Here is an 8,730-nt window from a genome sequence, read left to right as displayed (position 1 = left end):
CGGGCTCGCCAACGTGGCCACGGCGGCCCGCCGGGCCCGGGAGCTCGTGCGCCAGATCCTCGCCTTCAGCCGGGGCGGCGAGGGGCCGGTGCGGCCGGTGTGCCTCGCGCGGCTCGTGCGCGAGGTGAGCCGGATGATGGGGGCGCAGCTCCCGGCCGGGGTCCGGTGGGCCGAGGAGCTGGGGGAGGGGGAGTTCACGGTCTTGGGGGACGAGGCCCGGCTCCACCAGGTGATCCTGAACCTTTGCCAGAACGCGGTGCAGGCGGTGGAGGGGGCCGGGGGGGAGGTGCGGGTGCGGGTGACCCGGCGCGCCGACCCCGACGGCCGCGACAGCGTGTGCCTGGAGGTGGCCGACACGGGGTGCGGCATGCCCCCCGAGGTCCGGGAGCGGGCGTTCGAGCCGTTCTTCACCACGAAGCCCGTGGGGAAGGGCACGGGGCTGGGGCTGAGCGTGGTGTACGGGGTGGTGAAAAGCCTCGGGGGCCGGATCGAGGTGGAGAGCGAGCCGGGGGCGGGGAGCACGTTCCGGGTGTTCCTGCGGCCCGCCGAGCCCGTCCGGCAGCCGGACGCCCGGCGGCCGGGGCGCCGGCGGCCCGGCCCCCTCAAGATCCTCCTGGTGGACGACGAGGAGACCCTGCTTTCGTTCGGCCGGGCGGTGTTGGAGGGGGCGGGGCACAAGGTGGATGTAGCCGCCGACCCCCGGGAGGCCCTGGGCCGGCTGCGGCTCGACCCCACGCGGTACGACCTCGTGCTGGCCGACCGGTCCATGCCCGGGATGGGGGGCGACGAGCTTCTCGCCGAGGCGAAGCGCCTGCGGCCCGACCTCGTCACGATCCTGTGCACGGGCGGATCCGTCGGGGAGGCGCCCGCCGCCGACCGGGTGCTCCAAAAGCCCCTCGCCCCCGACGAGCTCGTGGTCGCGGTGGAGGAGGCGGTCGCGCCGCGCCCCGACCGTTGACCGCCGTCTAGAAGCGCACGCTGGGGTTGTGGAGGGTGCCGGAGCCGGGGCTCGGGGGATCCAGGAGGACCCGGCGGCCCTCGACCCGGAGCCGGCCCTCGGCCAGGTACTGGAGGGCCTGGGGGTAGATGCGGTGCTCCTCCCGGAGGATCCGGGCGGCAAGGGTCTCGGGGGTGTCGTCGTCGCGCACCGGCACCACGGCTTGGCAGACGATCGGGCCCGTGTCCATGCCCTCGTCCACGAAGTGCACGGTGCAGCCCGAGAACTTGGCGCCGTGGGCGATCACCTTCTCGTGGACGTGAAGGCCCGGGAAGGCCGGCAGGAGGGCGGGGTGGATGTTGAGCACCCGTCCCGGAAACGCCCCCAGGAGCCGGGCCGTCACGAGCCGCATGTACCCGGCCAGGGCCACGGTGTCGACCCCGTGGCGCCGGAGGGCCTCCACCACGGCCTCGTCGTGGTCCTCCCGGGGGCGGTCGGGGCTCCAGGGCACCACCTCGGCCGGCACCCCGGCCCGCCGGGCCCGCTCGAGGCCGAAGGCGGCGGGGTTGTCGCTCACCACCACCCGGACCTCGGCGTCGAGCCGCCCCGAGGCCGCGGCGTCCAGGATGGCCTGGAGGTTCGAGCCGCTCCCCGAGACGAGCACCCCGAGCCGCAGGGTCATCCCGCCCACTCCAGCGCGCCCTGGCCCTCTTCGCGTTCCTCGATCACGCCGATCACCCACGCCTTCTCCCCGAGGGCCTCGAGGCGGGCCACCACCTCCTCCACCTCGTGGGGCGGCACGATCACGGCGAACCCGATCCCGCAGTTGAACGTGCGGAAGAGTTCCTCCTCGGGCACGGAGCCGAGGGCTTGGAGCAGCCGGAAGAGCACGGGGACCTCCCAGGCCGAGCGGTCCACCACGGCCCGGCAGCTCTGGGGCAGCACCCGGGGCAGGTTCTCGGGGATTCCCCCCCCCGTGATGTGGGCCATGCCCTTCACGGTGAAGTCCCGCAGGAGGTTGAGCGCCGTTCGCACGTAGATGCGGGTGGGGGTGAGGAGCACCTCCCCCAGGGGCCGGCCGAGCTCGGGGAACACGTGGTCCAGGCCGAATCCGTGGCGGTCGAAGAGGATCGTTCGGGCCAGGGAGTACCCGTTGCTGTGAAGCCCCGTGGACCCGAGGCCCACGATCCGGTCTCCCACCGTGATGCCGGAGCCGTCGATCATCCGGTCCCGGTCCACGACGCCCACGCAGAACCCGGCGAGGTCGTACTCCCCGTCGGCGTACATCCCCGGAAGTTCGGCCGTCTCCCCGCCCACCAGGCTACACCGGGCCTCCTGGCACCCCGTGGCGATCCCGCGGATCACGGCCTCGGCCACGCCCTCGTCCAGGCGCCCCGTGGCGAAGTAGTCGAGGAAGAACAGCGGCTCGGCCCCCTGCACGACTACGTCGTTCGCGCACATGGCCACGAGGTCGATGCCCACGGTGTCGTGGACCCCAGTTTGGAACGCGATCTTGAGCTTCGTTCCCACCCCGTCGGTGGAGCTCACGAGCACGGGGTTTTCCAGGGGGAACTCGGCCAGCGACACGGCGGCGCCGAAGCCGCCCACGTGGCCCATCACCTCGGGTCGCAGGGTGGGCTTCACCACCTCCCGGATCCGGTCCACCAGGCGGGACGCCGCCTCGATGTCGACCCCGGCGTCCCGGTAAGTCAGGTTCTCGCTCACGACCTCTCCTCCCTCGCACCTGCCCAAAAACGGAGCGGCTAGCCTAGCCAAAGGCCCCTGGGGTGTCAATCGGGCCGGCCCGGTTGCCCGGCCCGTGCCGGGCCCGTAGAATGCCGACGTTTCGAGGGCCTCGGTGCCCTCTCCAGTCCGCCACGGGAGGTGTGGAGATGGTGCAGATCCTGGTTTCTTACTCGAGCCGATCCGGCAACACCGAAAAGCTCGCCCGGGCCGTGGCCCGGGGCGCCGAGCAGGCCGGGGCCCAGGTGGTGTGCAAGCGGGCCTCCGAAACCACCAAGGAAGACCTGATCGCGGCCGACGGGATCATCCTCGGAAGCCCGGTGTATTTCGGAACGGTGACGGCCGAGATGAAGGACCTGATCGACCGCAGCGTGGGCGCCCGGCGGAAACTGCGCAACAAGGTGGGCGCCGCGTTCGCCACCGGCGGGCACCACACCGGGGGGAAGGAGACCACGCTCCTGAGCATGCTCGTGGCGTTCCTGATCCACGAGATGGTGGTGGTGGGCGATCCCATCGAGACCGGCGGCCACTACGGCGTGGCCTGCCTGGGCGCGCCCGGCCCGGACGACGAGCGGGCCGGGGAGCTCCTGGGCGCCCGCGTCGCCGACGTGGCGCGGCGGCTCAAGGGGGGGTGAGCATCGGGCTCGCCGCCGATGCGTCGGGGGCGCCGGTGCGGATCGTGACTGTGGGTACGGGCACCTGCGTGCCCCGGCTCGACCGGCGCGGGCCGTGCACCCTGCTCGAGGCCGGGGGATATCGGGTGGCCGTGGATCTTGGACTCGGGGCCCTGCACGGCCTGCTCGCCGCGGGGGTGCGGCACCACAATCTGGACGCCGTGGTGTTCACCCACCTCCACCCGGACCACACGGCCGAGTTGGTGGCGCTCCTGTTCGCGGCCGGCTACGACGAGGCCCCCCGCACCCGGCCCCTCACCCTGGTCGGGGGGGTGGGCTTCGAACGGTTCGTCGAGGCCCTGCGGGGGGCCTACGGCGATTGGCTCGATCCCCGGGGATACCCGCTGGAGCCTCGGGAGTGCGCCCCGGGGGACCAGCTCTCGCTCGGGCCCTGGGCGCTTCGGACGGGCCCCGCCCGCCACCACCCCTCGAGCCTTGCGCTTCGCTGGGAGTTGGCCGGCCGGTCGTTCGTGATCACCGGCGACACCGGGCCGGACCGGGGCCTCGCCCGGTTCGCCCGCGGCGCCGATCTCCTCGTGGCGGAGGCCAGCTTGCCCGAAGGCGCCGCCTTCGACCGGCACCTGACCGCCCGCCAGGCCGGGGACCTGGCCCGGGAGGCCCGGGCCGGGGCCCTGGTGCTCCACCACCTTTACCCCTCGGCCGACCGGGCCGACCCCGGCCGCCACGCAGCCGAGTCCTTCCCCGGACCCGTGATCGTGGCCCGGGACGGGATGATGGTGTGGGAGGGAGACGGGATCCCCGGGGCCGGGTGAACCCCGCCGCCCCGCCCCCCTATCCCGAACCCGCCCCCGAACCGATCTCCGGGTGATCCCTGCGCAACACGGACTCCAGCGCCTCCACCACCACCGGATCGAACTGGGTTCCGGCCCCTCGCCGCAGTTCGGAAAGCGCCTGGGCCGGGCGCATGCCCCCGCGGTAGGGCCGGTCGCTCGTCATGGCGTCGTAGGCGTCGGCCGCGGCCAGGATCCGGGCCTCCAGGCGGAGGTCCGCCCCCCCGATGCCCATCGGATATCCGGTGCCGTCCGGCCGCTCGTGGTGTTGCAGCACCACCTCGGCCACCTCCCGGAGCCAGGAGAGGGGTTCCAGGATCTTGGCGCCCGTAAGCGGGTGTTGCCGCACCAGATCGAGTTCCACGGGTTCGAGTTCCGCGGGTTTTAGGAGCACCTCGTGGCGCAACGCGATCTTCCCGATGTCGTGGAGCATGGCGGCCTGCTCCAGCACCTCGAAGGCCCGTTCGGGGATCTCGAGCTCCCGGCCCACGGCGAGGGCTAGCCGGGTGACCCGCTGGGAGTGGCCCCGGGTGTAGGCATCCTTGGCCTCAATGGCGTTCACCAGCGACTGGACGATCTCCAGGGTGGCTTTCTGCTGGAGGCGGTGGAGCCGGGCCGCCTCGTGCACGGCTCCCACCTCCCGGGCGAACGGCAAGAGGACGTCCAGGTCCCGGCGGCCGAAGGCGGGCCGCCCCTCCGGGTCGTAGACGAGGAGGAATGCCTCGGGCCGGTCGGCGTCGGGGGCCTGAACGGGGGCCGCCAGGAGCGAGCGCACCGGCCGGCCCGACACCGGGTCCGAAACCGTGGCCCCAGGCCCGGCGTCCACCACGGCTCCCCGGGGCGTCGCGAGATCGGCCAGGGGCAGTTCCGGGCCGAACCGGATCTCGGCCCGGCCCGGGTCGACGCGGCCGAAGGCCCCGGCAAGCCGCCAGGCGCCCGGTGTCGAGGGGCATCGGAGGAGGACGCAGGCCGTTCGGGCCCGCACGGCCTCGGCCCCCAGGCGGGCCGCGGCCCGTAGCACGGCCTCCGGGTCGGCGGCCCGGGGCAGGTGCCGGCCGAGTTCCCGCACGGTGATCAGCCGCTCCACGGCCTCTTCCAGTTCCCGGGTTCGCTCCCGGACCCGGGTTTCCAGGTCCCGGTGGAGGGCGGCCTGCTCCTGCCTGGCCCCGGCCAGCTGGCGGGTCATGGCGTTGAACGCCTCGGCGAGCTCCCGGATCTCCCGGGCGCCCCGCACCGGCACCTCCGCGGTGAGGTCCCCCTCGGCGCAGCGGCGGGTCGCGTCGGCGAGGGCCTTCACGGGGCCCACGATCCATCGCACGGCCGTGAGGAGGGCCAGGGTTCCGGCCAGGGAGAAGACGAGCGCCACCAGGGCCATGGCGGCGGTGGCCCGGCGGAGGTCGGCAAACGCCGGGCCCAGATCCCGCTCCACCACGAGGAGCCCCAGGGGTTCCCCGCCGACGGCCACCCGGGCCATGCCGAGCCTCCGGTTCCCCGGGAGGAGCGGCGATCGGGCCGGGATCGCCACGAAGGTGGAATGGAACGCGGGGCTCTTGGCCGCCTCGGTTCGGCCGTGGCACGTGCCGCACTCGATGGGAAGCCCGGCCCCCGGGACCAGGGATCGGCCGTCGGGGCCCAGGAGGGCCACCCGGGATCCGAGCAGTTGCTCCAGGTTCGCCAGGAGTTCCCGGTCCACCCGTTTCCCCAGGAGGATCACCCCGAGGATCTCCCCGTCCGACGGCCTCCGGATCGGGGCGGCGCCCACCAGGAGGGTGCGTTCTCCCGACCGGAGCACAGTGGAAAGGGTGATCCCGGCCAGGCCCAGGCGAACGACGCCCTCCTCCTCGGGTTCCACCGGGGGCGGGGGCTCGAATCCGGTCAGGGGGTTTTCCTGGTCGTCGAGGCTCAGGCGCTCCCGGCCCTCCCGGTCGACGAGGTCGAGCCAGTCCAGATCCCAGCGCACCTTCCAGGGAAGGAGGTCCGCCACGGGGGAGTGGTCGGCCGCCTCGGGCCCGAGGTGGATCCAGAGGTCCGAGTGGTCCGCTAGCTCCCGGGCCCGGTCGGCGAGGAGTTGGGCCTCGTCCTCGAGGAACCGCTGGGCGTGCCGGATCTCCTGCCGGATGGCCCGGTCCTCCTCGGCCACCAGGAGGTCCCCCACGAACCGGTAGGCGGTGGTGCCGAGCACGCCGAACCCCAGGGCGGTCAGGAGGAGGGGCACGGCGAGGATCTGGGAGCGGAGCCCGAGGGTCATCGCGAGGGTGCGGCCGCCACGGCCCCCAGGGCGTCCAGAACGGCCGCGGCTCGGGGGCCGACGAGGAATCCCAGGAACCGGGTCACCTCGGGCCGGGGTTCCGTGGGGCTCACGATCCCGAGGGGGATCACCAGCGGGAAGGCACCGGAGCGGGCGTCCTGGGCCCGGGGCCACACGCCGGCCGGGGGCACGACGCGCACCTCGATCCCCGAGGCCCGCAGTTCGGCCCGGCCGGCGTACCCGATTGCGTAAGGGGTGCTCGCGAGCGCCCGCCGCATGTCGCTCGCGTGGGGGAGCACCACGGCGTCCCGGGTCATCCGGAACGAGGGGCCGAAAAAGGCGTCCAGAAGGACCCGTCGCAGGCTTTCCCCGGGCTCCCGGTCGAGGACGAGGATGTCGTGATCCACCCCGTCCAGTTCGTTCCAGTTCCGGATCTCCCCGGCATAGATCCGCCGGATGTGGTCCGGCTCGAGCCGGGGGACGCCGCAGGACGGGTGGGCCGCGAACGCGATGGGGTCGTAGCCGAGCAGGTGGTACGCGAGGCCCTCGAGCTCCTCGGGCCGAAGACGGCGCGAACAGGTCCCGAGGTCCACGGCCCCCGACCGGACCCCGACCGCCGCCCCGGCCGTGCTCGTGCCCGGCAGGATCCGCACCCGGGCCCTGGGGTTCTCCTCGGCGTAGGCCTGGACGAGCCGTTCCAGCACCGGATAGAGGGTTTCGGAGCCCGCGACCCGAATCTCGGGTTCCGGCGGGAGTTCGGCCGGGCCGGCCACGGGTTCCTCGGCGCGCTGGCACGCAAAGAACCCGGCCAGGGTCGGAACGAGGGCGAGTGCAAGGAGTAGGCCTGTGCGGCGCAAGGTACGAAGAGCCTTTCCTCCCCCTCCCAAACGGTCCACGGGGCGAACTCCCGTACCCTAGCACCGCCCGGCCGGCCGCTTCAATTGGGTTCGCCGCCGAGGGGCGCGAACGGGGCGTGATTCGCGGTGAACCCCGGGGGCGTGCGGCGAAGGATCGGCCCGATCACGGGATCGTCCCGGGCACCGGAGAGGAATGCCCGCACCTCGGCACGGGGCCACGCCGGCTCCGCGAAGGGCCGGTAGAGGGAGAGATCCTGTCCGGGCAGGTCGGGCGCGAGGAGGCCCCGGGCGGCGAGTTCGGCCTCCCAGCGGCTCCCCCGGGGGAGGTGAAAGAGGGCCAGGTTGAGGAACGTGACGGCGTCGGCGTGGCGGCGCACCCAGTCCAGGGTTTCCTCGGCGTCCCGACGGGTCTGGCCGGGCAGCCCGAACAGCAGATACACCTGGGTCCGGATGCCCGCCTCGGTCAGCGCCCGCACGATGGGCCCGAGGAAGGCGGCGTAGGTCCCCTTGCCGGCCCGGTCGAGCACCGCCTGGGAGGCCGACTCCGCCCCGACGCGCAGGAGCCGGCACCCGCTCCGGGCGAGGCCCCGGGCCAGGGCGGGATCGGCCAGGAGGGGTTCCGGCCGCACGAACCCGTACCACCGTGGGCCGGGTTCGGGGGCCTCGGCCAGGGCCCGGAGGAGCGAGGGTGGAACGGCCTCGTCCGTGAGGTGGGCCCAGGGGCCGGGGGCCCGGGCCAGGGCGCCCGCCACCCCGGAGCGGGGGGGCGGCCGGAATCCCGCCCCGCCCTGGGCCGCCTCGGGGCAGAAGGCGCACCGCCGCCAGTAGCAGCCGCGGCTCAGGGGAAACGGGACCACCGGTCCCGGGGCCAGGTAGCCCTCCCCGAGGTCGTCGGGATCCACGCGGGGTTCCCAGGGGCCGGGCCGGGCGGGGGGCTCCCACACCCCCCGTCGGGGGGCCAGGACGCCCGGGGCCCGCCACGCCCCGTGCCACAGGGCCGCCAGGGCCTCCTCGCCTGGGCCCGCGACCAGGGCGTCCCAGGCCCGGAACACCGGGGACTCCGGCCGGAGCCGCGGCCTACAGGCCCCCACCAGCGCCCCGCCCAGGACGAGCCGGCCCCGGAACCCGGAGCGGCGAAGGCACCCCGCCAGGGCGAAGGCGGGAATCGCCTGGCTCAGGAACGTGGCCGAGACCCCGATCAGGGCGGGGTCCCGGTCCAACGCGGCCTCGGCGAGGGGCCGGAGAAGATCGAAGATCGGAAGGTCCTGGGGGGCCTCGGCCGCCCGGGCGAGGTCGGCCGACGAGAGCGGCGACCAGCCGGGGAGTTCCAGGTCCGAGGGGGTCACCCGGATGCCCCGGGCCTCCCCGCACACCCGGTAGGCCAGGAGGAGGTCCGCCAGGGTCTGCCGGTAGGCCGGGCCGGCGGCGTATCCCCGGGGGGTCGAGAGCCGCGCGGCCGCCCGGGGCGCCCGGGCGGCCG

8 protein-coding genes are annotated in these 8,730 nt (G+C 74.3%); 3 read left to right on the top strand and 5 right to left on the bottom strand.

Annotation, left to right across the window (positions count from 1 at the left end):
- On the top strand, positions 1–958 hold a 958-nt coding region (locus ACY0I8_RS13970; protein WP_461395251.1), incomplete at its 5' end, for a sensor histidine kinase.
- A gap of 7 nt (positions 959–965) precedes the next feature.
- On the opposite strand, the gene purN is transcribed toward ACY0I8_RS13970, so the two are convergent.
- Both purN and purM read right to left on the bottom strand, forming a co-directional pair.
- A complete protein-coding gene (purN, locus tag ACY0I8_RS13965; protein ID WP_461395250.1) occupies positions 966–1,619 on the bottom strand; it encodes a phosphoribosylglycinamide formyltransferase in 654 nt (217 codons plus the stop codon).
- Positions 1,616–2,662, bottom strand: a complete 1,047-nt coding sequence (gene purM, locus ACY0I8_RS13960; RefSeq protein ID WP_461395249.1) for a phosphoribosylformylglycinamidine cyclo-ligase — start codon at positions 2,660–2,662, stop codon at positions 1,616–1,618. Before purM ends, purN begins: the two co-directional genes overlap by 4 nt.
- A gap of 167 nt (positions 2,663–2,829) precedes the next feature.
- Between purM and ACY0I8_RS13955 the strand changes: the two genes are divergently transcribed.
- Together ACY0I8_RS13955 and ACY0I8_RS13950 are read left to right on the top strand one after the other, a co-directional pair.
- Positions 2,830–3,315 (top strand): flavodoxin family protein, encoded by a 486-nt coding sequence (locus tag ACY0I8_RS13955; RefSeq protein WP_461395248.1) that lies wholly within the window; start codon positions 2,830–2,832, stop codon positions 3,313–3,315.
- On the top strand, positions 3,312–4,127 hold the full coding sequence (locus ACY0I8_RS13950) for an MBL fold metallo-hydrolase (protein ID WP_461395247.1): 816 nt from the start codon (positions 3,312–3,314) through the stop codon (positions 4,125–4,127). The genes ACY0I8_RS13955 and ACY0I8_RS13950 overlap by 4 nt, the downstream gene beginning before the upstream one ends.
- Before the next feature lie 19 nt (positions 4,128–4,146).
- Here the strand turns inward: ACY0I8_RS13950 and ACY0I8_RS13945 are convergent, their stop codons facing one another.
- From ACY0I8_RS13945 to ACY0I8_RS13935, 3 genes are all read right to left on the bottom strand, one after another.
- Positions 4,147–6,393 carry an HD domain-containing phosphohydrolase gene (locus ACY0I8_RS13945; protein ID WP_461395246.1) on the bottom strand — a complete coding sequence of 749 codons (2,247 nt, stop codon included), beginning with the start codon at positions 6,391–6,393 and terminating at the stop codon, positions 4,147–4,149.
- Complete coding sequence (locus ACY0I8_RS13940) at positions 6,390–7,250, bottom strand: substrate-binding domain-containing protein (RefSeq protein ID WP_461395245.1); 861 nt, start codon at positions 7,248–7,250, stop codon at positions 6,390–6,392. Before ACY0I8_RS13940 ends, ACY0I8_RS13945 begins: the two co-directional genes overlap by 4 nt.
- 80 nt (positions 7,251–7,330) lie before the next feature.
- On the bottom strand, positions 7,331–8,730 hold a 1,400-nt coding region (locus ACY0I8_RS13935), incomplete at its 5' end, for a B12-binding domain-containing radical SAM protein (RefSeq protein WP_461395244.1).

The organism is Deferrisoma sp. (assembly GCF_054681715.1).
This window is presented reverse-complemented; position numbering and strand designations above follow the sequence as displayed.

Excerpts from the sequence above, each read along its gene's own strand:
- purN (WP_461395250.1), bottom strand. The coding sequence starts at position 1,619 with ATGACCCTGCGGCTCGGGGTGCTCGTCTCGGGGAGCGGCTCGAACCTC.
- ACY0I8_RS13955 (WP_461395248.1), top strand. The coding sequence starts at position 2,830 with ATGGTGCAGATCCTGGTTTCTTACTCGAGCCGATCCGGCAACACCGAA.
- ACY0I8_RS13945 (WP_461395246.1), bottom strand. The coding sequence starts at position 6,393 with ATGACCCTCGGGCTCCGCTCCCAGATCCTCGCCGTGCCCCTCCTCCTG.